Raw genomic sequence first — 24,768 nt, 5'->3', positions numbered from 1 at the left:
CACGGGACGCGGTGGCACGTCGCTGCTGCCGCCGCCGCGCACCTCGACACCGGCGCTGCGCCGGGCCGGGCGCACCGACACCGTGCCCGCGGACGCCGACCCCTGAGCCGCCGCCCGACCCGGGCCGCCGCACGTGGGCCCGACCACGAGGACGCACGACCCGGGGGAACGATGTTCGCGCAGCTGCTGAGAGGGGTGCGCCTCGCCGCGGAGAGCGGCTCGCTCCCGGACGAGCCACGAGGTGACACCACCCTCGTCCGCGCAGCACCGGTGGCGCGCGGCGACGCCGCACCGGTCTCGCGCCGCGACCTCGTCCGCCGCAGCGCCGTCCTGGTCGTCGCGTACCTGGTGTCGCGCGTCGCGGTGCTGGGCGCGATCGCGGTCGCCACCCGCCAGCAGGACCTCGACCGGTCGCGCGCCTTCGCACCGTGGGACGGACCGTTCTACGTCGCGATCGCCGAGCAGGGCTACCCCGACGCCATCCCCGAGCCGGGCCAGGGGCACCTGTCCACGGCCGCCTTCTTCCCCCTCTTCCCCCTGCTGGTCCGCGGCCTGTCCGAGCTCACGGGCGCCCCGGTGGTCGCCACGGGCATCCCGGCTCGTCGCTCCGGAATGCCGACGACGAGCGGGCGCACCGCGTGCCGGGCGCACAATTTTTCACCCGTACGAGTGCCCCTCGTTGCCCCACATTGCGCCGTCTGTGCATGTGTGAGGTAGGTCACATCGTGGCGTCCACCATCTGGGACGCAGACATATGTCCAGTTCTGCTCGCGTCCAAATTGGACAGACGTACAGAACTCGGGCACCGCCGGGCCGGGACGACGGCCCGGGCGGCGAGCGGTGGTCACAGGACTGCCGTTGACCTGCGCCATCGCGCGTGACCCGTACCACCCGTGCGAGTGAGGGCGGGCACGACGCCCGGCCGCCCCAGAGCGCACGACGACGTCCGGGGCGGCTGTCCTCGACGACCCTCTCCTACCCCCGGATCCCGGTCCACAGGCGATATCAGGCCTTGTGGAGCGCCGTGAGTCCTGTGGAACACTCACCGACCAGTAGGCACGAGGCTCAACGCGTCGTTCACCCGATCGGCTCCCTGGACAGTCTCTTCTTTCCCCGGAGGACCCCTATGGCCGCACACTCGCAGCCCGCCGGGCGTCACGCCCGACGTCCGGTCCGCGCACAGAGCCGTCCGGAGAGGTCCGGTTCGCGCCGCGCCGCGCCGCGTCGCGGCCGCCTCCGGCAGACCGTCGCGCTGGGCGTCACGGCGGCCTTCGGCCTCGGCACCCTCGTCGCCTCGGGCCAGGGCGCCTCGGCGGCGACGAGCTACCAGCTCGGGGCGACGGTCGTGCAGGACACCTTCTCGCGGACCGTCGCCGCGGGCTGGGGCACCGCGACGAGCGGCCAGACGTACGCGGCGGAGAGCTCGGTCGGCGCGTCCGTCGCCTCCGGTCGCGGCGAGATGTGGCTCGCCCCCGGCCGCACCGGCCAGGTGGTCGCCTCCGGCACCTCGGTCGCCGACGCCCGTTCGGCCGTCACCGTCTCGGTCGACAAGCTGCCGACGGCCGGCAACGGTGCATCCACCACCCTCCAACTGCGCGGCTCGGGCTCGTCCGCCGGGTACCGGGGGACGCTGCGGTTCGGCAAGGACAACAAGGTCAGCCTCAAGCTCGAGCGTGCCAACGGCGGTGACACGGTGCTCGTCGCGGACAGGCTCCTGCCGCAGCGCGCCACGTCCGCCTCGACGGCGTTCCGGTTCGAGCTCCAGGTCACCGGCAGCTCACCGGTCTCCGTCGCGGCACGCGCGTGGCCCGTCGGCACGACCGCTCCCGCCTGGCAGGTGCGCGCCGAGGACGCGAGCTCGCAGCGGATCTCGAAGGCCGGCACGGCGTCGGTGCGCGGCGGGCTGTCCGGGGGGACGGCTGCGACCGGACTGCGCTTCGACGACCTCCTGACCCGCGCCCTCGTGCCGGTGACCGCGACGCCGTCGGCCACGCCGACGGCGTCGGCCAGCGCCACGCCCAGGGCGACCAGCACACCCCGGCCGACCGCCACCGCGAGCCCCACGGCGAAGCCCACGGCGTCGGCCACGCCGAAGCCCACCGCCACCGCGGCCCCCGTCCCGACGCAGGCCTCGGCCACCGCCCACGGCGCCGCAGCCGTCGGCACGACCTCCTACCCCGTCCCGGCGAACGCGGTGCACGTCGAGCCGCGCGGCGACGCCAAGGGAGACGGCTCGGCCGCCTCCCCCTACGGCAGCGCGGCGACCGCGCTGGCGAAGGCGCCCAACGGCGCGACCGTCGTCCTGCACGCAGGCACCTACCACGAGAGCGTCCAGGTGCCCTTCTACCGGGCCCTGACCATCCAGTCCGCGCCGAACGAGGCCGTCTGGTTCGACGGCTCGCGCGTCGTGTCCGGCTGGCAGAAGTCGGGCAGCACCTGGTCCGTCGGAGGCTGGGACGTCGACTTCGACACCCGCGTCTCCCTCAGCGCGAACCAGGACGAGTCGAGCCGCTACGTCGACCCGGCGTACCCCATGGCGGGCCACCCCGACCAGGTCTGGGTCGGCGGGACCGAGCTGACCCAGGTCGGCTCCGCGGGCGCCGTCACCGCAGGGACGTTCTACGTCGACCGGGGCGCCAACCGGCTCGTCATCGGCACGGACCCCAGCAACAAGGAGGTGCGCGCGAGCGCCCTGAAGAAGGCCATCCAGATCCAGGGCGCGGGCACCACCGTGCGCGGCATCGGCGTGCAGCGCTACGGCGACCACGCCGCTGTGCTCGGTGTCGTCAGCGCCGAGGTCCCCGATATCACGCTCGAGAACCTCGTCGTCCGCGACAACGCGAGCATCGGGATCTACGTGTGGGCCAAGGGCGCTGCGTTCTCGCGTCTCACCGTCGAGGACAACGGCCTGCTCGGGCTCGTCGCCAGCAAGGCCGACGACCTCACGATCTCGGAGTCGGTCTTCGCCCGCAACAACTCCGAGCGCTTCAAGGCCGAGCCCGCCTCCGGTGGCGCGAAGCTGCACAACTCGACGAACGTCACCGTGGAGCGCTCGGTCTTCGACTCGAACGTCACCCGGGGCCTGTGGTTCGACGTCGACATGCGCAACTCCCGGGTCGTGCACAACACCGTCGTCGGGAACGGGGTCGACGGCGTCGAGATCGAGCTGAGCGAGAACATCGTCGTGGCCGGCAACTACCTGGACGGCAACGGGGAGTCCGGTCTGAAGATCTTCGACTCCGGGACGATCGAGGTCTCCAACAACACGATCACCGGCAACCGCGGCTATGCGATCCGGATGCTGCAGGACGAGCGCCGCGGCAGCACCGCCGGCGTGCCGTGGCTGCTGCGCACGATCAACGTGCGGAACAACGTCCTCGGCGCGGCCAACGGCTCGACCGCAGCCGTCCAGGTGCACGACTTCACCCAGAAGAGCTATGCCAAGGACCTCGGGATCAACCTCGCCGGGAACCTCTACCACCGTTCGTCCGCGAGCAACCCGCCACGTCTCGTGCAGTGGGCAGCGGGGCCGCAGCTCGTGTCGTACACGACGCTCAGCGACTTCCAGTCCGCCACCGGCAACGACGACTCGTCCAAGCTCGTCGAGGGCGCGGCGGTCGTCGGCTCCGACCTCGCGCTCAACTCCACCGGACGTTCCGGTGCGCAGGGCGTCCCGGTCAGCGTGACCGACGACGTCGCGGCCGCCCTCGGCGTCTCGTCCGGATGGAAGGGGCTCGGCCCGATCGAGGCAGCACGCGGCTGAACGCCCGGTGACCCGGGGAGGTGCTTTCGTCCGATATCACCCCGGGTAAACCACCCGTTCGGGCGCATAACGCCCGTGGGCCCGCATGGCACGTGAGACGATCGGAGCTCGGTCTTGCGTGAGGAGCGTCACCGCATGGAGCTCGACGAGTACCTGCTGGCCCTGCGAAAGCGGTGGCTCGTCATCGCCGTGCTCGCGGTCGTCGGCGGAGCGCTCGCCTGGGCCTACGCCCAGTCGATCACGCCCGCCTACCGTGCCTCGGCGAGCGTCTTCGCCTCGGTCACCGAGGCCGAGTCCGCCGGGGAGCTCGTCCAGGGCTCGACGTTCGTCCAGAACTCGGTGACGTCGTTCGGCCGGCTCGCCAGCATGCCGGCCGTCCTCGACCCCGTGATCGCCGAGCTCGACCTCGACACGACGGCGAAGGAGCTCAGCAAGCGCGTCACCGCCGACAACCCGCTCAACACGGTCATCCTGGAGATCTCGACGACCGGCCCCGACCCGCAGGCCGCGGCGACGATCTCGAACGCCGTCGCGCGCCAGCTGGCGGTCACCGTCCAGGGCCTCTCGCCGCGGACCCAGGCCGGCGAGAGCGCGATCCAGCTCAGCCTGGTCGCCCCCGCGGTGGCGCCCGCGGTGCCCTTCGAGCCGAACACCCGGTTCCTCACGGCGTCGGGCATCGCCGCCGGTGCCCTGCTGGGTGTCGCGCTCGCTCTCCTGCTCACCCTCCTCGACACCCGGCTGCGCACGCGCGCCGACGTCGAGAAGGTCAGCGGTCTGCCCGTCCTCGGGACGATCGTGCGCACCCGGTCGGCCCGCGCCGCGTACACCACGGTCCGGACCGAGCCGGGAACGCCTCGGGCCGAGGCGTTCCGGCGCCTGCAGGTGAACCTGCAGTACCTCGAGACGGGTCGACGCCTGCGCACCATCGTCGTCACCTCCGCCATGGCGCGTGAGGGCAAGACGTCGACGTCGGTGAACCTCGCGTCGGCCGTGGCAGAGAAGGGCGCGCGGGTGCTCCTCGTCGACGGCGACCTGCGGATGCCGGCGATCGCCGAGGCCCTGGGCCTCGAGGGCGGTGCAGGCCTCACGACGGTCCTCATCGGGCGCGCCCGTCTCGACGACGTCGTCCAGACGTGGGGGATGCCGAACCTCCACGTCCTGACGGCCGGCGACCGGCCCCCGAACCCCAGCCAGCTCCTCGACTCCCCGGCGATGCACACGCTGCTCGAGGAGGCCGCACGGGAGTACGACCTCGTCGTCATCGACGCGGCCCCGGTGCTCCCCGTCGTCGACGCGACCCTGCTCGGGCGCCGCAGCGACGGCGTCCTGCTCGTCACCCGCCTCCGGTCGACGCGCCGCCAGCAGCTGCGCAGCGCGCTGGCCGCGCTCGAGCGCGTGGGGGCGACCTGCCTCGGGCTCGTCGCGACGAACTGGACGGATGACGGCACGGGCGCGACGTACGGCAACGCGTTCCCGCTCGCACCGGCGCACCGCCGCGGCATGCGGCGCGGCTCCGCGGTTCGTCGCCGCTCCGCCGCGCAGGCAGCTCCCGGTGCCGCCGCCGACGATCCCGCGCTCGCCGACCCGGCGGCCGCGGGTCGCGCAGCCACGGGACCGGCCACCGCGACCACGGCCGGGGAAGCCGGCGAGCGCACGTCGGACGTCGGGGCAGAGCCGCCCGGCCCCACCGGGGAGGACATGCCGTCGCGGGCGTCCGAGACGCCCCCGTCCGACGCGGCCTCCGGACCGCACGCCGCCGCCGTCCACGACGGGGCGCCGGTCGACCGTCCCGCAGAGATCGCGGAGCACGACTCCCCAGCCTCCGACGCAGCCGAGCACGCGCCTGCCGGTGCGACCGAGGCGCCTCACGGCCCCCGCGGCCCGGACGTGCGTCCCGAGGCGACCGACGAGGCCACAGCAGTGCGGGCGAGCGGCGCACGGTGACCGTCGACGCGCCGGGGCGCGCCCGCGCGCCGCTGCGCGCCCACGTCCAGCTCTACGAGCAGGCCCGGACCGCGCACCTCGAGCGGCAGGCCGCGGACCCGCGGCTCAGCCTGCTCTACGCCGCCCCGCGGTACGACTTCGACGTCCAGCTCGCCGAGCGGCTCGACGCCCGGCGCGCGAGCACCCTCGACGCCGCACGCCTGCTCTGGCGCTCGGACGTCGCGGTTCTCGAGATCACCGAGCCGGCCTTCCTCGCCGGCATCGTGCGGGCAGCGACGTGCCTGACGGCCCTCCGCCTGCGACGCGTCGTCCGACGCCGGCCGCTCCCGCGCGTCGTGTCGTACGCCATCGGCAACAACGACCCGCGCGAGGAGTACCAGCCGCGGTCGGTCCGCGAGCAGGTGACCTTCCGCGCCAAGTGGTGGATGTCGTCCCGGGTCGTGCGTCGGGTCGACCGCCTCGTGTTCGGCACGCCGCAGGCGGCGGCGACGTATCACGCGCTCTACGGGCCGCCGTCCCGGCACCAGGAGACACGCACCATCCCCGCCCTGCCGACGCCGTGCTCCTGCCCGACCGCCGCGCCGGACCCCGGACGGATCCTGTTCCTGGGCGCGTTCGTCGAGCGCAAGGGGCTTGCGGTGCTGCTCGAGGCGTGGCCGGCGCTCGCGGAGCATCCCGGGACGACGCTCACCTGCGTCGGCAAGGGCCAGCTCGAGGGCGAGGTACGCGCGCTCGCCGCCACGGACGACCGGGTGCGCGTCGTCGTCGACCCACCGCGGGAGCAGATCCATGCCGAGCTGCGGGCGGCCTCGGTCCTCGTCCTGCCGTCGCAGGCGTCACCGACGTGGCGCGAGCAGGTCGGGCTGCCGATCGTCGAGGCGCTGGAGCACGGGTGCACCGTCGTGACGACGGACCAGACGGGACTCGCGCCGTGGCTCGCGGAGCACGGGCACCGGGTCGTCCCGTCGAGCGCAGCAGCCGCCGATCTCGGCGACGCGCTCCTCGACACGCTCCTCGCGCCGCTGCCCCGTGCCGAGGTCCTCGCGTCGCTGCCCACGCAGGACGGCCGCGAGGCGGCTCACGCGTGGATGTTCGCCGACTCCGACTCCGGCCGCGGCTGAGCGCGTCGCCGCCCGTCGTCGCCGACCCACCAGACCCCGAACCCGAGACCCAGGAGCAGGACGAGGTTCATCGTCGACGAGACGAACGGGCTGAACAGCAGGTCCCAGAAGAAGCGGATGGCGAGGGCGAGAGCGAGGGCCACGCTCGTCGAGGCGCCGATCCCCCGTGTGGTGTGCACAGCGACCACCACCGCGAGCACCGCGGCGAGGAGCAGGCCTGCCGCGCCTGACCAGGCCCAGAGGTCGCCGACCCCTGAGTGCAGCTCGATCTGGCCGCCGAACATGTAGTTCTCGACATACCCGTTGTTCGGCTCGTACCCGACGGAGGCCATGCCCTCCTTCGCGACGAGGATGTCCTCGCTGGTCAGCAGCGTGCCGCTCCCGAACCCCATCGGCCGGTGGGCCAGCAGGTACCGGAACGCCCCGATCTCGGGCCGACCACCCACGAGCACGGAGCCGGACTGCTCGATCTGCGCCTGCGTGCGTGCCTGGGTCGCCTCGCCGAACGCGCCGTCGAGGATCAGCGCCTGGACGAGCCAGTACGCCCCTGCGCCGAGGCCGGCGACGAACGCACCCGCGCGCAGGCCGGACGCCCGGCGCGTCGCCGTCGTCGGTCGTCCCTCCCACAGCATGACCACGGCGACGATGAACAGGATGGCGAACGCCGACCTCGCGTCGTTGATCCCGTGCACCGCGCTGATGACGAGCGCGACCACCACCTGCACCCACCGTCGCCCTGACCACCACGCGAGCCCGAGGAGGACGATCGTCACCGGCGTCGCGAACCCGAACTTCCACGGGTTGGTCGCGAACGCGCCGCCCGTCGGCACGGTGACGAGCATGGCGAGGCCGAAGCACACGGCGAGCAGCGGCGGCGCCACCTGCCGGCACGCCCAGACGAGGAAGCCGACGAGGACGGGCAGGCCGATGACGAGGAGGCTGTTGCGCAGGGCGATCGTCGTGTTCGTGGTGTGGTCGGTCGCGGCGTGGCTGGTGAGCCAGAACCCGGCGACGACCGCGAGGACCGCGGCTGCGACGAGCCACCGGTAGCCGACCACCGACCAGGCCGCGCGCCACCACACCGGCGCGAGCGCGAGGCAGAGGACCAGCCCGAGCGTCGCGCCCTGAGCGAGGTCGAGGCGGGCACCGACGAGAACCGTGCCGAGCACCGCGAGGGCTCGGTAGGCCGGGCTACGCCAGGCCGGGGCGTCCTCCCGCCTGGGCTCCATCCGCTCTCATCCCCTCCTCGCCACCCCGACGGGCGCGCCGCACCACTCTTCCATCGTCCGCCCGTGGGCGGGCCGCCTTCCTCGATCGGCTCAGGGCACGTCCCGGAGCGCCGGGCGCCTTGGGACGCCCGGCGCTCCGACGCACCTCAGACGGCCTCGGTGACCGTGAGCCCGTGCACCCGGATCCTGACGGGTGCGTTGGTCGACGTCCCGCTGAGCAGCCCGTCCACGCCGACCCCGCCGGCGTCCTGGAGCTCGGGCGTCGCGTCCGTGGCCGTCAGGTGCCACGTCGTGGGCTCGGGCGTGCCGTCCTTCCACGTCCGCAGCCGCAGCGTCGTCGGGTCGGAACCGACGGCCTGGAAGCGGACGTTGAGCCGCTCGCCGGCCGCGAGGGTCACGCCTGCCACGTTCACCTGGGCGAGGATGGTCTCGCGCGGGGCGATGCGGGTCAGGACGAGGTTGAGCGCGCCGGTCGACTTCACCCAGACCTGCCCGCGATACATGCTCGACCAGCTGCCCGACCGTGCGGTGAGGGCGACGAACGTCCCTCCCCCGTCACCGATGCTGTCGAGCGAGACCTGCCCGAGCACGTCGACGTCCCGCACCGCGAGGTCCGCCCACCGCACCCGCGGCGTGGCACCGGGCGCGAGCGCCTGGAGCGTCCCCACGCCCGGGGCGACGGAGTACTGCGCCGCGGACCCGAAGTGCGACCACGCACCACCCGTGGCCGACGTCCCCCAGCCCGTGGCGACCGTGCGGTCGAAGACGTCCTGGGCCAGGGCCCCGTCGACGGGCGGCTCCTCCACGGGCGGCTCCTCCACCGGGGGCTCCTCCGCCGGGACCGCCGCGACCGTGACCTCTCGGGTGAGCGTGTCCGTCGCACCGTCGGGCCCGGTGACGGTGAGCGTGACGGCGTACGTGCCCGCTGCGGCGTACGTGTGCTGCGCCTGCGCGCCGTCGCCCTGCTCCCCGTCGCCGAAGTCCCACGCCCAGGCGACGACAGGAGCGTCTCCCGCCGACGACGCGGACCCGTCGACGCTCACCGTGAGCCCCAGCGGCGACGCCTCGAAGGCCGCGACCGGCGCGACCATCGGGTCCCCTGCGGGCGACGAGGCCGTCACCTGCTGGGTCACCGACGCGGTGGCCCCACGGTTGTCGGTCACCGTGAGGGTCACCGGGTAGGTGCCGTCGGCGGCGTAGGCGTGCGTGACCTGGGTGCCCGTCACGGCCGGCGAGCCGTCCCCGAAGTCCCACGACCAGGCGGTCACGGTTCCGTCGGCGTCGGCCGAGGTGCTGCCGTCGACGGCGACGGAGAGGTCGGTCGCCGTCGCGGCGAACGCCGGCACCGGCACCTGGTTCGGCGCCGCCGAGCCGGGCTGACCGGCGAAGAACTCGTCGATCGTCACCCGCACCGGCGCGTTCGTGACCCCGCCGTCGAGGCCCGTGTCGATCCCGACCGCGCCGGCGTCCTGCAGCTCCGTGGTCGCGTCGGTCGTCTGCACCTGCCAGGCGGCGGGCTCGGTCGGCCCCGTCCACGCCTTGAGGCGCAGCGCCGTCGGGCTCGAGCCCTCCGTGCGGAACCGCACGTTGAGCGGCGTCCCGGCGGTGAGCGTCAGCCCCGGCACGTTGACCGCGGCGAGCGTCGACTCCGCGCCCGCGATCCGTGTGACGAGGAGGGACACGGTGCCGTTGGCACGCACCCAGACCCGTCCCCGGTAGAGGCTCGACCAGCTCCCGCCGCGGCTGGTGAGCGCGACCGTCCCGCCGCCGCCGACGGGGACCTTGTCGAGCGAGAACTGGACCGTCTGGTCGGAGTCCGTCGCGGCGACCGAGCGCAGCTGGAGGCGCGGCGTCGACGCGGTGGTGCCGATCGACACGCGGCCCGTGCCGTCGGCGACCGAGTACTGGGCCGCGCTGCCGAAGTGCGTCCACGCGCCCCCGGCGTCCGAGGACCCCCACCCCGTGGCGGCCGAGCGCGAGAACCTGTCGTGCGCCCACATGGTCGGGGCGACGGCCTCGACGTCGTGGCTCACGCTCGTCTCCGTCCCCTGGTTGTCCCGCACGGTGAGCGTCACGGTGTACGTGCCGGGCGACGAGTACGTGTGCTCGGCCGCCACCCCGGCGGCCTGCGCCCCGTCCCCGAAGTCCCACACGTAGGCGACGACCGACCCGTCCGGGTCGGACGACGCGGACGCGTCGACCGCGAGGCGCAGGAGCGCCGTCGTCGGGGTGAAGGCGGCGACGGGAGCGGCGTTGGCCGTGACGACGACGCGCGAGCTCGTGGTACCGGTCGCGCCCAGGTCGTCGGTGACGGTCAGCCGCACGGTGTACGTGCCGGGCTCGACGTACGTGTGCGTCGGTGCCTCCTGCGCCGATGTCGCGCCGTCCCCGAAGTCCCACGCGTACGACGCCACGGTGCCGTCAGGGTCGGCGGTGCCGACCGGCGCGAACGCCACCGCGAGCGCGGACGGCTGGGCGACGAAACCGGCGACCGGTGCCTGGTTGGGGGCGACGGTGACGTCCTGCGTGGTGGTGGTCGTCGTCCCGTCGTGGTCGGACACGGTGAGCGTCACGGTGTACGTGCCGGCGCTCGCGTACGTGTGCGAGGCCGTCGCACCGGTCGCCGTGGCACCGTCCCCGAACCGCCAGGAGTACCCGACGACGGCGCCGTCGGGGTCCGTCGAGGCGGAGGCGTCGACGGCGACGTCGAGGTGGCTCGCCGCGACCGTGAACGTGGCCACCGGCGGCGCGTTGGCGACGGTCACGGACTGCTGCCGGGCGCTCGTGGCGCCCTTGTCGTCCGTCACCGTGAGCGTCACGGTGTACGTGCCGGCGAGGTCGTACGTGTGCGCCGGCGGCGTCACCCCCTGCGCCGTCGTGCCGTCGCCGAGGTCCCACGCCCACGACGTGACGGCACCGTCCGCGTCCGTGGAGGCCGACCCGTCGAGCGTGAGCTCGCGCCCCTCGAGGGTCGCGTCGAACGCCGCCTGCGGCGGCAGGTTCGGCGTGGTGCCGGTCCGGCCGAGACCGGCGTGCAGAACCGCGTCGCTCCCGCTCAGAGGCCGGGAGTACACGGCGACCTCGTCGATCCGGCCGTCGAGAGCGGCGGACGTCGAGCCCCAGGTCGCTCCGTTCGCCACCCGCCAGTAGCCGGTGTACGCCTGCGAGTCGACCTGCGGGTTCGTGCCGACGGAGGCGCCGTCGACGTACAGCACCATGCCGTCCGGGCCCTGCGTCGCGAGGACGTGGTGCCACTGCCCGTCGTTGTACGGCTCCGCGGACGTGATGGTGTTCGCCGTGCCGGTCCACGCACCGAACACGAGCCTGCCGTCGTCCTGCAGGTAGATGTGCCGGTCGTGGTCGCCGGCCGTGCCGGTCTGCCGGCTGCTGAAGCCGAGGACCCTCCCGCCGCGGCTGCTGGTGGTGGAGAACCACGCCTCCAGCGAGTAGGCGCGCGGGTTCTCGAACGTGGCGGTGGTGGCGGCACCCGCCGACCCCTCGACGAACCGCACGGACCGGTTCTCCTCGTGGGCGGCGAGAGCGCCGGCGGCCTGACGGGTCCACCCCGTGCCGGTGAGCGTGCCCGCGTTGCCGGACGCCCCCGAGTCGGCGAGCGCCGAGCCGGTCGCCTCGTCGAACCGCCAGAAGAGCTCCGGGTCCGCGGCGTAGACGGCGGCGCCGTACGGGTCGGCGGGCGCGGGCGGGATGGCGGCCGCGTACCCGGCCGCCGTCACGTGCGAGCGGATCTCCTGCGGTGTGAGGACCCGCGGGTAGACCGCGACCTCGTCGATCGTGCCGGCGAAGTAGTCGGTCGACGGGCGGTTCAGCCAGCTGGACAGGACGTCACCGCCGATCCGCCAGTACCCGTTGTACGCCTGGCCCATCGTCGTGTCGGTGCGCTGGCCGACACGCTTGCCGTCGACGTACAGCTGCATGCCGCCCGACCCGAGCGTCGCCACGACGTGGTGCCACGCCCCGTCGTTGTAGGACGCGGTGGACGTGACGGTACGTGCGGTGCCGGGGTAGACGCCGAAGGCGAGACGGCCGTTGCTCGTCATGTACACGTGCCGGTCGTACGAGCCCGAGGCGCCCGTCACCCGGTTGCCGTAGCCGATGATCTTGCCGCCGGTCCGAGACGTCGTGCGGAACCACGTCTCGACCGAGAAGACGTTGGGCGCGGGCGCCGCCGTCCGGGTGGCGGCCGTACCCGCCGTCGTGCCGGGGAACGTCGCCGCCGTGTTCGGGTCGCCCACCGGCGCACCGGCGGCGCCACGGGTGACGCTCGCCGTGGTCGTGAGGTCGTTCGCCCCCATCCAGTCGTACACCGCCGTACCGCTGGGCTCACCGAACCGCCAGTAGGAGCTCGGCTCGTCGGCGAGCACCTCACGTGCGTAGTCGCTGACGGGCGCGTCGCTCACGGTCACCGTGTACCAGTCCGACATCGACGCGTTGCCCCACGGGTCCGTCGCGATGACGCGGTAGCGCTGCGACGAGCCCGGGGTCAGCCCCTTGTCCACGAAGGACATCGTCGGCTGCGTCCAGAACGGCGCGGTGACGCTCTCGGTGTGGATCGGCGGCGTCGACGTCGACTGCCGGTAGAGGTCGTAGCGCACCGTGGCGTCGTCCCGGTCGGGGTTGCCGGGCCAGGTGAGCCGCACCTCGCCGCTCGCGTACGACAGGCCGCCGAGCGCGAACGCGCTGCCCTTGGCTGTCGGACCCACCTTGTTCGGCGCGGACGAGCGGTCGAGGAACCGGACGATGCCCTGCTGCCCCGTGCCGTTGACCCGCAGGAACTCACCGCCGAACAGGACGTAGCTGCCGGCTGCCGTCACGGTCCACGGCCCCTGCCCCTGCCCGGTGTACGTGCCGGGCACGAAGGTCGGGTACCACTCGAGGAACTCGGGGCGCGGCGTGCCGGGGTGGTCGGGGTAGTTGTAGATGTCCCGGGTGTTGACGCCACGGACGTCGTTCGTCACGGCCGTGCCGTGGTAGAACGACCACGGATCGGTCTGCGGGAACCCGCCGCTGTTGCCGCAGTAGTGCTTGTGGCTCGCGATGTAGACGACGTCTCCGGCGGGGGCGGCCGAGTACGTGTCGCCGTGGCAGTCCTCCAGCCACACGAGCTCGCCGGTGTCCCACGACGCCTTGAACGTGCCCTCGATGGTGCCCGTGGAGGCGATGTGCCAACCCGTGCCGTAGAAGCCCGTCGCGTCGCTGCTCAGCGAGGCGATCGCCGACCGCGCCCCGGCGTTGCGGACGGTGGACGCCACCGGCAGCGGGAGCAGCGCCCCCGTGGCGGCGTCGAGCCGCGCGAGGCCGTAGCTCTGGGTGGACTCACCGCCGATGCCGGTGAAGTTGCCACCGATGACGGCCGTCTGCCCGTCGGGCGACACCTGGATCGCGTTCACCTGGTAGTCGTCGACGGGTGCCGTGAACGGCTGCAGGGCTGCCGTCGTGGGGTGGAAGGCCGCGACCTTGGGGCGCGCGGTGCTGCCGACGTGAGAGAAGTTCCCCGCGATGTACACGGTCCCGTTGGGAGCGACCGTGACGCCCTTCGCGTAGCCGTTGAGGTTGGGCGCCCACGGCTTGAGGGTCCCGCTCGGGATGTCGAAGGCCGCGGCACGGTTGCGCGACTGCCCGTTGACGGTCGTGAAGGCGCCCACGGCATAGAGGGTGCGGCCGTCCGCCGAGGCGACGAGGTCGCTGACCTGACCGTTGAACGTCGGCGCGAAGGACGCGCTCAGGGCACCGGTCGCGAGGTCGTAGGCCATCATGTGGGCCCGCGGCACGGTCCCGGACCCGCCGAGAGCGACGCCCGGGGGGCGTGCGGCCGAGAAGCTCCCGCCGACGTAGACGGTGCCGCCGACTGCGACCTGCTTCCACACGACGCCGTCGATCTGGGCCGTGGGCAGGGCGTCCGCGCTCACCGACGGGGGCAGCGGCGGCGGGTCGTCGGCCAGGGCCGGCGGCGCGGCCGCGGTCGCGACCCCCCCGAGCAGGAGGGTCGCGCTCATGGCGGTAGCGACGCGTCGGGAGACGACGCTCGTGAAGATGCGCATGGCAGGCCTCGATGGTGCGGTGCGGAGAACCTCGAGGCGGGGGCGCCACGGGTCGCTGAGATGATCCGGACATTACGGGATCAACCGCACATGACGACACGGGCCGCACGGGTGAACCTGGACCCGGGCGCGGGTGAAACTGGTCAGGCGTCCGTGTCAGCGCTGCGCGGCGCCGGCGAAGAGGACCACAGGCCCCACCGCACGCACGTCGAGCTCGACCCGCACGTCGTCGCGCGCGTCCGCAGGGACCGCGAAGACGAACGCACCGGTCGCCGTCGCGCCGGCCTCGAGACCGTGCGGCAGCGGCGAGCCGCCGGGTTCCGTCAACGCGGTCGCGGGGGTCTGCTGGGGCCCGTGGTAGAGGTTGACGACAGCCCCCCGCAGGTCGAGCGGCGCGGTCGAGCCGTTGACGAGCTCGATCTCCACGCGCAGCGCGGGGCCGCCGACCTCCCCCGGCTGCACGGCTTCACCGTCGACCGCGTCGACCGCGCTCAGCCTCGCGGTGACCGCCTCCGCGAGCTCGGCCACGGCGTCGATCGGGACCGTCACCGTCGGCACGTGCCCGCCGTCCGCAGGAGCCCCCGCGGCCGGCGGGTCGGCCGGGGGCGCGGTGCCGTCGACGGAGCCCGCGCCGGACGGGTCGTCCGCCCGCGCGGTCGCGCCCGCCACGGCCCCGGTCGACGTCGCGCTCGGCGTGGGGGCGGCGAGGGCGCCACCCTCCCGCCCGGCCCCGCGAGAGCCCGCGAGCGCGACGACCAGGACGACCACGACGACGAGCGCCACCACCGCGATCGCCCACCAGCGGGCCCGTGACGGCACCCGCCCGGCAGCCGAGACACCCTCGCTCATGCGCTTCCCTCCGACCGCGCGCCGTGCGGCGGCGCCGCACGACCCTGCGCAGACTATGCCGAACCGGGCACCGGACGCGGCGGCAGGACGGGTGAACATGTGCCGTTTCGCCCGTTTCGCGCAGCCGTTCCGCCTAACGTGTACCGATGCCTGGTCCGGGCGTCGGCCGCGAGGACGGAGGAGCGCGTGAGCGTCGGTGGCGGGGGCGGTCCGGCGGGCCGACGGCGTGTGCTGGTGAGCGCGTACGCCTGCGGGCCGGGCGACGAGCCCGAGGCGAACGCGGGCTGGGCGTTCGCCGTCGCGGCGGCGGCGCACCATGACGTCCACGTCATCACCCGGGAACGGTTCCGGTCCGCGGTCGAGCGCGCGCTCGCCGCCGACCCGGCGCTGGCCCGGCACCTGTCGGTCGAGCACCTCGAGCTGTCACCGCGGGTCGTCGCGCTCAAGCGCGGGGCCGCCGGCGTGTACTGGTACTACGTGGCCTGGCAACGCGCCTTCCTCCGGCGCGCGCGCGAGCTGCACGCGCGCGCACCGTTCGAGGTCGTCCACCACGTGACGTTCGCGAACGACTGGCTGCCGTGCGGTGCCGCCGGGCTCGACGGCCCGGCGCTGGTCTGGGGACCCGTCGGCGGCGCCTCGTCACTGCCCCTGCGGCGTCTCACGCGCTGGCTCGGGGTCCGCGGCACGCTCGTCGAGGCGGTGCGGATCGTCGCGACCGGTGTCCCCCGCGCCTTGTGGGGCGACCACGCGGCGCGGCGCGCGGCCGTCGTCGTCGCACAGAACGACGACGTCGCGCAGCGCTTCTCCGGCGCCGCGCACGTGGTCGTGGAACCCAATGCAGCGTTCCCGCGACTCCCCGTCCCCGACGGAGCCGCGCCGCGCGGCCAGCGGGTCGCCGTCCTCGCGGCACGGCTGCTCGCCTGGAAGGGCGGGCGGCTCGCGATCGCGGCGATGGCCCGACCGGCGCTCGCCGGCTGGCGCCTCGACGTCTACGGCACGGGGTACGAGGAACGGGCGCTGCGACGCCTGGCTCGTCGGCTCGGCGTGGCCGACCGCGTGCGCTTCCTGGGTCACCGGCGACGCGAGGAGGTCCTCCGTGCGTTCGCGTCGGCGGACGCCCTGCTCTTCCCGTCCATGCACGACCAGGCCGGCTGGGTCGCCGCCGAGGCGAGCGCGCTCGGTACTCCCGTCGTCTGCCTGCCCCTGGGCGGCCCTCCCCTGCTCGCCGCCGACAACGCCCGCGTGGTCCCGCTCGAGGGCGACCTGCCGGCGGGACTCGCGGCGGCCGTCCGGGCCACGCTCGACGAGCCCGGGTTCCCGCACGACCGGTGGCGGGCGGACCGGCTCGTCGAGCTCGTGGACGCGTGGTACGCCCGCGCGGCCCGGTCAGTCGGTGGCCGCGAGGGCCCGGCGCCGACGCCCGAGGTCCCGGCGCACGTACCAGGCGTTGGGCAGGACCTGGCACACGAGCACGGACACGGCTGACCCGAGGACCGGTCCGGCCGCGCCGAGCGGCGCGATGAGCAGCCACGACAGCCCGAGGTTGATCGGGACCATGGCGACGACCGGCACCACCTGGAACCGGAGCCCCGCGGCGTCGGTCATGTACATCCCGAGCGGGTACTTCGCCGCCTGCACGACGACGAAGAGGACGAACGACGCCGCGAACGTCGCCGTCAGCTCGATCTTCCCCTTCGTGATGATCTGCGTGACGAGCGGCAGAGCCAGCCACAGGAGCAGACCGAGCGTCGCGGCCAGACCCGTGAAGACGGCGGTGGCGCGAGCCGGGCTCTCGATCCTCCCCGCTGCGCGTGCCCGCGCGTAGAGCGGCCACAGGGCGACGCCGGCCGCCGCGACGACCTGGTTGATGAGTCCGAACGTCTGAGCACCGAGGTTGTACTGCGCGAGCTCCGACGTGCCCGCGAGATGACTGAGCAGGAGACGGTCCGTCTGCATGGCGATCGGCAGCGCGATCATCTGGACGAGCATCGGCCAGGCCACGTCGACGACCTTGGCCCCGCGCACGCTGCGCAGCCGCGGCACGTCGCGGGCCGCCGCCACCACCTGCGGCGAGAGCAGGCGCGCTGCGAGGACCAGGCTCAGGAGCGCCACCGTCGCGTTCGCGACGTAGGAGAAGACGGCGACGTACGGGCCGAACGCCCACGCCAGCGCGACGGACGCAGCGACGCCGCAGAGGACGAGCGGGGAGGCGATGCCGCCGAGCGCCGTCTGCTGGGCCGTCCGCCCCAGGGCGACGAGCACCCGCTGACCGACACCGAGCGGGAGCGCCAGTGCGAAGACCACGAGACACACGGTCGCCGCGCGTGCACCGGCGTCCCCCATGAGCCCGTCGCCGAGCAGCGCCGGCCACCAGCCGAGGGCACCGATCGTGACCGCGACGGCGGCGATGACGGTTGCGGAGACGAGCAGGATGCGGAAGGCGCTGGTGATCGTGCGCCGCACCTCGCGGTCCGTCCGCGGCTGCGCCGCCGACGCGACGGCGTTGACCAGGACCGCAGCGATCCCGAGGTCGGCGAACGGCATGAGACCCGTGAGCCCCGTGAGGAGGCCGTACTGGGCGAACGCGTCGACGCCGTAGTGCTCGATGACGAGCCGGCTCGTCACGATGCCGGCGAGCCCCGCGGCCCCCATCACACCGACCTTGACGGCCGCTGTCGCACCGACCTGCCGGACGGCCGACCGCTCGCCCTTGACCTGCGTCGTCACGCGCCCCGCTCCCCGGTCGACGACTCGACGGCGACGGGCCGACGCTCCGGCGACGCCCGTCGGTACTCCTGGTAGCGCACGCCCAGGACGGCCGCCGCGGCACCGAGGCCGCGTGCACCTGTCGCCACGCCCCGGGCCTGCACGCCGGGCCGGCGCGTCACCGTCCCGGCGGCTGCGGCGAGCGCCCCCACCGCGATCCTGCCGAGCGCGGGTGCGCCGTACCGCACGCGCGTCATGAGGCCGGCAGCGGGCCCGGGCGCCAGCGCGACGGACGCGCCCACACTGACGTTCGCCTGCGCGAACCTCCGCCGGACGACCGCCGCGCGCGTCATCCGGTCCCGCGGCACCCGGTCGACGACCCGCGCCTGCGCGCACCACACGATCTCCTCGCCCGCCGCCACCAGCGACCGCGTGAACCGGGTGTCCTCGCCACCCGCGAATCCGATGGACTCGTCGAAGGAGAGGGCGTGCCGAGCGACCGCGGCGAGGTCGAGCAGGAGGTTGTTCGTGGCGGCGGCGGGGACACGGTCGCCGGTCACCAGGCCACGGGTGTGCGTGCGGGCGAAGAAGCCGCCCGCGGCCACCCAGGGGTCGAGCGTGCCGTCGAACACCGAGTCGACCGGACCCGTGACGCCGGCGGCACCCGTGTCCCGCCACGTCGCGACGAGATGCGCGAGCCAGCCCTCACCCGGGATCTCGTCGTCGTCGACGAAGACGAGCGCGGCGGAGCTGCCCGCCTCGGCGAGGGCCCTGTTGCGCGCCGCGGCGATCCCGGGCTGCGGCTCGGCCACGTACCGCACGTCCGGTGCGTCGACGACGACGGGCGCCGCGCCGCCGTCGGGGTCGTTGTCCACGACGAGGACCGCCGTCGGGGTCCCCGCGGCGGTCAGGGCACGCGTCTGCTCCAGGAGCTGCGGCAGCAGCGTGGCGAGCAGCTCGTTACGACGGAACGTGAGGACCGCGACGGTGAGCACGGGCACGGGGGCGCCTTCCTGACCAGGAGATGTGGGTGCGAGGACCGATGTGCAGGGCGGGCCCCGTGGCGCGGACCGCCAGGGTAGCGTCGGCGCAACCGCCGACCGCCACCCCGAGGAGGGTCCGTGCCCGCGACCGCCGCTCGCCCGATCCGCGTGCTTCAGCCGTTCGCGAGGATCCGTGCGACGACCAACCCGTACATCGCGATGCTGCACGCGTCGCTCGAGCGCACGCCGGGCGTCGAGCCGGTGCTGTTCTCGTACCCGCGGGCACTGGTCGGTCGGTACGACGTCGTCCACCTGCACTGGCCGGAGACGCGGCTCGGCGGGCGCACGCCGGCACGACGGGCGCTGCGCCTGCTTCTCGCGTACGCGTTCTGGGCGCGCGTCCGGCTCACCCGCACGCCGGTCGTCCGCACGGCCCACAACCTCGAGGTGCCGTCGGGGCTCAGCCGCCTCGACTACACGTGGCTGCGGCTCTTCGAGGGTGCGACGACCCTGCACGTCGTGCTCAACGAGACGACACCACCGACGGGGCGCCCGTCCGCCACGGTGCTGCACGGGCACTACCGGGACTGGTTCGCCGACGCCGAGCGGTCGGACGCCGTCCCGGGGCAGGTGACGTACGCCGGGCTGGTGCGGCGGTACAAGAACGTGGTCGGGCTGGTCCGTGCGTTCCGCGAGGCGCACGCGCAGGACCCGGCGCTCAGCCTGCTGGTCGCGGGCAACCCGTCCGGCCCGGACATCGAGGGCGACGTGCGCGCGGCGGCGGACGGCGACGACGCGATCCGTCTCGACCTGCGGTTCCTCGACGACGCGGACCTCGTGCGCGCGGTGACCTCGGGCGAGCTCGTCGTCCTGCCGTACCTGCACATGCACAACTCCGGGACCGTGCTCCTCGCGCTCTCGCTCGACCGCCCCGTGCTCGTGCCGGACAACGAGGCGAACCGTGCGCTGGCGCAGGAGGTCGGCCCCGGGTGGGTCCTCACGTTCGACGGTGAGCTCGACGGTGCAACGGTCCGCCGGGCGCTCGAGGCGGTCCGCGGACCGCGGGCGCAGCAGCCCGACCTGTCGCGGCGGGAGTGGGACGACGCAGGCGTGGCGCATCGGGAGGCCTACCGGGAGGCGCTGCGGCTACGCCGCGGCACGTCGACGCTCTGACGTCGGGCGGGGCGCCGGCCCTGCTCCGGCCGCCCGCAGCGCGCGGCGCCCGTCGCGCACGCCGCGGAACGCCGCCCGCCACGGCGAGACCGACGTCAGCAGCTGTCGGCGCCCGCCCTGCAGGACGACCGAGCGCACGGCCCGCGGCGTCGTGCGCCACCAGCGGCGCCGTTCGACGGGGTCGAGCGTGCGCGCTGCGTGCAGGAGCCTGTTGCGGATGTTGAAGTAGTAGTACGTCTCGGACTTGGCCCGGCCGGTGCGCTGCTGCGTGCCGCCCTCGTCGTGCACCGCGGTCACGTCGGCGGCGACGACGAGCCGGGCACCGAGCTGCTGGGCACGGACGGACAGGTCGACGTCCTCCCAGTAGAGGAAGTACTCCTCGGCGAAGCCGCCGATGCGCTGCCACAGCCCCACGCCGCAGGCCATGCACGCACCGGAGAGCCACGCCACGTACGGGCGCCCGTCGGCCGGGTCCGGGCGGCGGGTGCTCGACCGCATCGTCCCGTCGTCGAGGAGCAGGTCGGTGGTCGACGCGGCGAACGGCAGGCCCGACGGGGCGAGGATGCGCGGGGCCACGAGCGCGTCCGGGTCCTCCACGGTCCGGGTGACGAGCCGGGCGACGTCCCCGGGCTCCAGCGCCAGGTCCGGGTTGAGCAGGACGACGTGCGTCGCGCCCGCCTGCACGGCGCGCGCGACGCCCAGGTTGGCGCCCGCGCCGAAGCCGACGTTGCGGTCCGGCTCGACGAGGTCCCACCCGTGGGCGGTGGCGAGAGCGCGGACGGCCGCTCGTTCGCCGGCCGTCGAGAGGCTGTCGACGACGACGACGGACGCTCCCGGCGCGCGGGCCGTCCGTGCGAGGTTCTGCTCGAGCAGCGCCGACGACCCGTAGTTCACGACGACGAGCGCCGTGCGGGGGCCGGGGCCGACGTCAGGCGACACGGCGGCGTCCGTGGTGGAGGCCCGCGGCCGTGTCGCGCAGCGCCGCGGCGGCGTCGTCCCACGCAGGTGGGGGCACCGGTGCACCGCGGCCGCGCGCGAGCTCGTGCCGGATGGCGACGGCGGCGGCGTCGACGTCGAGCGGGTCGACGAGCCGGGCGTGGGCGCCGATCGTCTCGCGGAACACGCCGATGTCGCTGGCCACCACGGGCGTGCCGAAGGAGAGGGCCTCGACGGGCGGCAGGCCGAAGCCCTCGTCGAGCGAGAGGAAGACGAACAGCGCTGCGTTGCGGTACAGCCATGCCAGCTCGGCGTCGGCGACGTGCCCCGTGAGGAGGACGGCACCGTCCTCGACCGCCCGCCGCGCCTGCGGTCCGAACCCCGGACCACGGCCGTCGGGGCCGCCGACGACGACCAGCGGTCGTCCCCGGTCGATCTCCCCGGTCCGCACGGCGGCCTCGATCACGGTGCCCAGGTTCTTGCGCACGTTGAGCCGCCCGACGGTGAGGACGAAGTCGTCGACGCCCGCGAGCGCCGACGGGCGCACCGGGCGCAGCGTCGCGAGGCGCGCGTCGGGCGCGATCCCGATGGGCCGCACCCGCCCGACGCGCGGGTTGAGCCGCTCGATGCGGCGCGCCTCGTGCGCGGAGGACGTGACGACGGCACCGGCACGTGGCAGCAGGGCGGTGACGGGCGCGAGGTAGAGGCGTTCTGCCGGGGTGAACCACCTGGGCTGGTCCTGGAAGAGCACGTCGTGCAGGAAGACGACGCTCGGCACGCCCCACGGGACGAAGTTGTGCGTCACGGCGAGGTCGGCGCGCGTGCGACGCAGCACCGACGGGTACTCCGTCATGACCGCCACCCCGTGCGGACGTCGGCGCACCCCGACGAGCTCGACCCCGGCGGGCACGTCGTCGCGGACCGCCTCGAGGTGGGCGGCGGGCACGGCCATGACCAGCTCGTCCTCGGGGTACGTGCGAGCCCACCCGCGCACGAGCTCGCGCTGCACCATGGCGTTCGACGGCGGCCCCTCGTGCCACCAGTAGCCGTCGAGGAGCACCCGCATCCGACCGCCCGCCATCACGCCCCCACCCGATCACGCACGCGACGGGCGAGGCGCGTCGGCGCCTCGCGTGCGCGCTTGACCCACACGTGCCGGGCGTAGAACCGCCGGTAGTCGTCGACGAAGGCCCGTGCCGCCGTCAGGTCCGCGAACAACCCGGTCCCCGACCAGAAGTCGCACAGGGCGTCGGTCGCGGCGCCGTCCATGCGTACGAGCGCCGTGCGGTGGACCGAGAGCACCGGCAGGCCGGTCCCGGCCTGTCGCACCGCCTCCTGCACCGCCGCGAGCGAGGGCCGGCCGGGCCACACCGTCGGGCACCCCGGCTGGTCCTCGGCGTAGACGGCGGAGCGGTCACCATGGCGCCGCGTGAGCCACGCCGCGTACAACCCGAACTCGGTGACGTCGAGCCGGACGAAGGCCTCTTCGAAGCTCGTGCCCTCGCGTCGCTCGACCTCGTCCACCAGGCCGAGCACCTCCGCGGTCTGCATGACGTAGGGCGTCACCGTCCCGGGGAAGCTCTCGAGGTGGTCCGCCGCCGCGAGGTCGAAGTACGCGAGCGCGCGCTCCACCGAGGGCCGCAGGGGGTGGTGGGTGTACGGGTGCGCACCGACGCGGGGGCGCCCGTCGGGCGCGCGCAGGTACCCGGGGTCCAGACGGTTGACGACGACGTTCTTCGCGTCGAGGGTGACGTACCGCTCGGTGCGCACGTGACGCGCCACGGCGAGCTTGAGCACCTGCTGGCTCATCCAGCCGAGCGACGTCACGGGCGGAGCCACGTCGCGTGCGGCGACGACCTCGACCCGCGGCGCGTGGACGCCGTAGGCCGCGACGACCGCGTCCCGCCTGCGGGCAGGGATGCCGTGCCGGGTGTTGTCGAGGACGAGCACGCGCTCGACCTGCTCCGGGGCGACGTTGCGGGCGAACGAGCGGGCCTGCAGCTCGAGGAAGGGGAGCTCGAGCTCGAACACGACGGGGACGAACGTGTCCCCGCTCATGTGCCGGACCCCTGTGCCAGTGCGCGCACGTCTCGGAACCACTTCGGCAGCGCGAGTGCGAGGAACCCCGCCGAGCCGAGGGTGAGGACGCCGAGGACCGGGACGAAGACGTGGGGCAGCCCGTAGAGGAGGAACGCGAGGCACAGCACGCCGTAGTCGGTCGGCAGGACCAGGACCGACCGGAGCCACGGCAGGCGCCCCGCGGTCGTGGCGCGCGAGACGACGCCGCGTGCGCGGCGCAGCTGCTCGGTGAGCATCATCCCGAAGAAGAGCACCGAGCCGACGACGGCGTTGGCGAGCGGGACGAGCTGCCACGGCTCGGCGACGGCCTCGAACCGGTGCAGGCCGACCAGCAGCGCCAACGGCAGCGCGACGACCTTCGTCGCGTCGACCATGTGGTCGAGCCACTCCCCCGCGACGCTCCCCGTCCCCGTCAGGCGTGCCACCTGGCCGTCCGCCGAGTCGAACGCGTACCCGAGGACGAGCAGCACGCTGACGGCGAGCCCGAGCAGCACGCTCGGCGGCACCAGCGCCAGCATCGCGATCGCGGAGAAGGTGCACAGCGCGCTGATCCCGGTCACCGCGTTGGGCGAGAGCCCACGTCGGTACGCCCACGCCGCGAGCACGCGACCGAGCCGCCGGTTGACGAAGCGCGAGTACGCCGGCGCGCTGCGCGCGGCACCCTTCTGCGCGGACGCGAGACGGCCCAGCGTCTGGCGGAACGTCTCGTCCGCCGGGCGGCCGGTCGGGTGGGTGGACGTCTGCGTCATGGGACGACCTCCGCCTCGCGGACGGGCACCGCGTCGGCGCCTCGTCGTGACGCCCCCCGGTGCGGGCCGGGGGCTCGCCCCTCGGCGAGCGCGACGGCGAGCCGTTCGTACCCGGCGGCGACCTCGTCCCAGTCGTACGCCCGTGCGCGCTCGCGCAGGAGCGCCCCGCGCACCCGCGTCGCCGGCTCGTCGGCCTCCGCGTCGTCCAGCGCCCGCGCGACCTCACCGGGTTCGCGCACGTAGACGCCCTCGTCCCCCACGACCTCGCGGTTGAACGAGACGTCGTAGGCCACCGTCGCCGCGCCGGCGCCGATCGCGCGCAGCAGCGAGGGGTTGGTGCCGCCGACCGAGTGCCCGTGCAGGTAGGTGAGGCTGTTGGCGTAGAGCTGGTCGAGCAGGCGCTGGTCCCACACCCCGCCGAGGAACCGCACGCGCGGGTCCCCCTGCGCCGCCGCGTGCACGCGCGCGGTGTACGCGTCCGCGTACGGCGCGGACCCCACCACCACGAGCGGCCGGCGCGCCCGGCTGCGGACGTAGCCCTCGACCCACAGGTCGACGTGGTTCTCCGGCTCGAAGCGGGCGACCACCAGGTGGTAGCCGCCCCGCTCGAGGCCGACGTCGGCGAGGGCGTCGTGCCCGGGCTCGGCCAGGACGGGCGCCCCGTAGGTCAGCAGCGTCGTGGGCACGTCGTACTCCGCGCGGTAGTAGTCGGCGATCCCGACGGCGTCGGCGATCAGCGCGTCGGACCAGCGCACGGCCGCCGTCTCGGCCGCGCGGTAGTACCGGCGGCCCGCTCCGCCCCACTTGGCCCGCTGCCACTCGAGCCCGTCGACGTGCGTGGCGACGGGGATCTGCGCGAGGCGCAGCAGCGGGAGGTACGGCGCGTTGGCGGCGTTGAAGACGAACGCCACGTCCGTCCGGCGACCCAGCAGGTGCGTCACGGACGCGCCCGTGTGGCTCAGCGTCTCGAGGGACCGCCGGCGCAGCGCCGGCAGCGTGACGAGCTCCATCCCCGCGTACGACGACAGGTCGGAGTTGCCCGAACGGCAGTAGACCCGCACCCGGTGACCCGCGTCGGCGAGCCGGCGGCCGACCTCCTCGACGGCCGTCTCGAAGCCGCCGTAGCGCGCCGGGACGCCTCGCGTCCCGACCATCGCGATCGACAGGCGGCGAGCGG

16 protein-coding genes are annotated in these 24,768 nt (G+C 74.3%); 6 read left to right on the top strand and 10 right to left on the bottom strand.

The window, feature by feature from the left end; genetic code table 11:
• The first annotated feature begins 171 nt into the window (after positions 1–171).
• The 4 genes from KKR89_RS04440 to KKR89_RS04425 all read left to right on the top strand — a co-directional run bounded on the left by KKR89_RS04440 (position 172) and on the right by KKR89_RS04425 (position 6,828).
• Positions 172–717: a hypothetical protein gene (locus KKR89_RS04440; RefSeq protein WP_208198039.1), complete on the top strand. Its 546-nt coding sequence runs from the start codon at positions 172–174 to the stop codon at positions 715–717.
• A 409-nt stretch (positions 718–1,126) separates the two neighbouring features.
• The gene (locus KKR89_RS04435; RefSeq protein ID WP_208198038.1) at positions 1,127–3,763 is read left to right on the top strand and encodes a right-handed parallel beta-helix repeat-containing protein; all 2,637 of its coding nucleotides are present in this window, start codon (positions 1,127–1,129) and stop codon (positions 3,761–3,763) included.
• Positions 3,764–3,898: 135 nt separating this feature from the next.
• Entirely contained in the window at positions 3,899–5,707 is a 1,809-nt protein-coding gene (locus KKR89_RS04430; protein WP_208198037.1) for a polysaccharide biosynthesis tyrosine autokinase, read from the top strand.
• Positions 5,704–6,828, top strand: a complete 1,125-nt coding sequence (locus KKR89_RS04425) for a glycosyltransferase family 4 protein (protein ID WP_208198036.1) — start codon at positions 5,704–5,706, stop codon at positions 6,826–6,828. Before KKR89_RS04430 ends, KKR89_RS04425 begins: the two co-directional genes overlap by 4 nt.
• On the opposite strand, the gene KKR89_RS04420 is transcribed toward KKR89_RS04425, so the two are convergent.
• The 3 genes from KKR89_RS04420 to KKR89_RS04410 form a co-directional block, all read right to left on the bottom strand.
• Entirely contained in the window at positions 6,786–8,057 is a 1,272-nt protein-coding gene (locus KKR89_RS04420) for a hypothetical protein (protein ID WP_208198035.1), read from the bottom strand. The two genes, KKR89_RS04425 and KKR89_RS04420, sit on opposite strands and share 43 nt — an antisense overlap.
• 146 nt (positions 8,058–8,203) lie before the next feature.
• Positions 8,204–14,071 (bottom strand): PKD domain-containing protein, encoded by a 5,868-nt coding sequence (locus KKR89_RS18560; protein WP_208198034.1) that lies wholly within the window; start codon positions 14,069–14,071, stop codon positions 8,204–8,206.
• A gap of 201 nt (positions 14,072–14,272) precedes the next feature.
• Complete coding sequence (locus KKR89_RS04410) at positions 14,273–14,965, bottom strand: hypothetical protein (RefSeq protein WP_208198033.1); 693 nt, start codon at positions 14,963–14,965, stop codon at positions 14,273–14,275.
• A 234-nt stretch (positions 14,966–15,199) separates the two neighbouring features.
• Here KKR89_RS04410 and KKR89_RS04405 point away from each other — a divergent pair, with 234 nt between their 5' ends.
• Positions 15,200–16,450, top strand: coding sequence for a glycosyltransferase family 4 protein (locus KKR89_RS04405; RefSeq protein ID WP_208198032.1), 1,251 nt, complete (start codon positions 15,200–15,202; stop codon positions 16,448–16,450).
• Here KKR89_RS04405 and KKR89_RS04400 read toward each other — a convergent pair.
• The gene (locus tag KKR89_RS04400) at positions 16,352–17,692 is read right to left on the bottom strand and encodes an oligosaccharide flippase family protein (protein WP_251141017.1); all 1,341 of its coding nucleotides are present in this window, start codon (positions 17,690–17,692) and stop codon (positions 16,352–16,354) included. The genes KKR89_RS04405 and KKR89_RS04400 overlap by 99 nt on opposite strands.
• The gene (locus tag KKR89_RS04395) at positions 17,689–18,672 is read right to left on the bottom strand and encodes a glycosyltransferase family 2 protein (protein ID WP_208198031.1); all 984 of its coding nucleotides are present in this window, start codon (positions 18,670–18,672) and stop codon (positions 17,689–17,691) included. The genes KKR89_RS04400 and KKR89_RS04395 overlap by 4 nt, the downstream gene beginning before the upstream one ends.
• 120 nt (positions 18,673–18,792) lie before the next feature.
• Between KKR89_RS04395 and KKR89_RS04390 the strand changes: the two genes are divergently transcribed.
• Entirely contained in the window at positions 18,793–19,827 is a 1,035-nt protein-coding gene (locus KKR89_RS04390) for a glycosyltransferase family protein (RefSeq protein ID WP_243883442.1), read from the top strand.
• On the opposite strand, the gene KKR89_RS04385 is transcribed toward KKR89_RS04390, so the two are convergent.
• From KKR89_RS04385 to KKR89_RS04365, 5 genes are read right to left on the bottom strand one after another with little or no spacing between them, the layout of a single operon-like run.
• On the bottom strand, positions 19,801–20,766 hold the full coding sequence (locus tag KKR89_RS04385) for a glycosyltransferase (RefSeq protein WP_208198030.1): 966 nt from the start codon (positions 20,764–20,766) through the stop codon (positions 19,801–19,803). The two genes, KKR89_RS04390 and KKR89_RS04385, sit on opposite strands and share 27 nt — an antisense overlap.
• Positions 20,756–21,844, bottom strand: coding sequence for a glycosyltransferase family 4 protein (locus KKR89_RS04380; protein ID WP_243883514.1), 1,089 nt, complete (start codon positions 21,842–21,844; stop codon positions 20,756–20,758). The genes KKR89_RS04385 and KKR89_RS04380 overlap by 11 nt, the downstream gene beginning before the upstream one ends.
• The gene (locus KKR89_RS04375) at positions 21,844–22,821 is read right to left on the bottom strand and encodes a DUF6492 family protein (protein ID WP_208198028.1); all 978 of its coding nucleotides are present in this window, start codon (positions 22,819–22,821) and stop codon (positions 21,844–21,846) included. The genes KKR89_RS04380 and KKR89_RS04375 overlap by 1 nt, the downstream gene beginning before the upstream one ends.
• Positions 22,818–23,591, bottom strand: a complete 774-nt coding sequence (locus KKR89_RS04370; protein WP_208198027.1) for a CDP-alcohol phosphatidyltransferase family protein — start codon at positions 23,589–23,591, stop codon at positions 22,818–22,820. Before KKR89_RS04370 ends, KKR89_RS04375 begins: the two co-directional genes overlap by 4 nt.
• Positions 23,588–24,745 (bottom strand): DUF1972 domain-containing protein, encoded by a 1,158-nt coding sequence (locus tag KKR89_RS04365; RefSeq protein ID WP_208198189.1) that lies wholly within the window; start codon positions 24,743–24,745, stop codon positions 23,588–23,590. The genes KKR89_RS04370 and KKR89_RS04365 overlap by 4 nt, the downstream gene beginning before the upstream one ends.
• Positions 24,746–24,768 lie beyond the last annotated feature (23 nt).

This window comes from Cellulomonas dongxiuzhuiae, from assembly GCF_018623035.1.
Lineage (GTDB): Bacteria > Actinomycetota > Actinomycetes > Actinomycetales > Cellulomonadaceae > Cellulomonas > Cellulomonas dongxiuzhuiae.
Note: the sequence above shows the minus strand (reverse complement) of the source record. Positions and strands in the feature narration are given on the sequence as shown.

What these genes read in the sequence shown, in the direction of transcription:
- KKR89_RS04440 (WP_208198039.1), top strand. Translation starts at nt 172, where the DNA reads ATGTTCGCGCAGCTGCTGAGAGGGGTGCGCCTCGCCGCGGAGAGCGGC.
- KKR89_RS04430 (WP_208198037.1), top strand. Translation starts at nt 3,899, where the DNA reads ATGGAGCTCGACGAGTACCTGCTGGCCCTGCGAAAGCGGTGGCTCGTC.
- KKR89_RS18560 (WP_208198034.1), bottom strand. Translation starts at nt 14,071, where the DNA reads ATGAGCGCGACCCTCCTGCTCGGGGGGGTCGCGACCGCGGCCGCGCCG.
- KKR89_RS04380 (WP_243883514.1), bottom strand. Translation starts at nt 21,844, where the DNA reads ATGGCGGGCGGTCGGATGCGGGTGCTCCTCGACGGCTACTGGTGGCAC.
- KKR89_RS04365 (WP_208198189.1), bottom strand. Translation starts at nt 24,745, where the DNA reads ATGGTCGGGACGCGAGGCGTCCCGGCGCGCTACGGCGGCTTCGAGACG.
- KKR89_RS04435 (WP_208198038.1), top strand. Translation starts at nt 1,127, where the DNA reads ATGGCCGCACACTCGCAGCCCGCCGGGCGTCACGCCCGACGTCCGGTC.
- KKR89_RS04370 (WP_208198027.1), bottom strand. Translation starts at nt 23,591, where the DNA reads ATGACGCAGACGTCCACCCACCCGACCGGCCGCCCGGCGGACGAGACG.
- KKR89_RS04420 (WP_208198035.1), bottom strand. Translation starts at nt 8,057, where the DNA reads ATGGAGCCCAGGCGGGAGGACGCCCCGGCCTGGCGTAGCCCGGCCTAC.
- KKR89_RS04375 (WP_208198028.1), bottom strand. Translation starts at nt 22,821, where the DNA reads ATGAGCGGGGACACGTTCGTCCCCGTCGTGTTCGAGCTCGAGCTCCCC.
- KKR89_RS04410 (WP_208198033.1), bottom strand. Translation starts at nt 14,965, where the DNA reads ATGAGCGAGGGTGTCTCGGCTGCCGGGCGGGTGCCGTCACGGGCCCGC.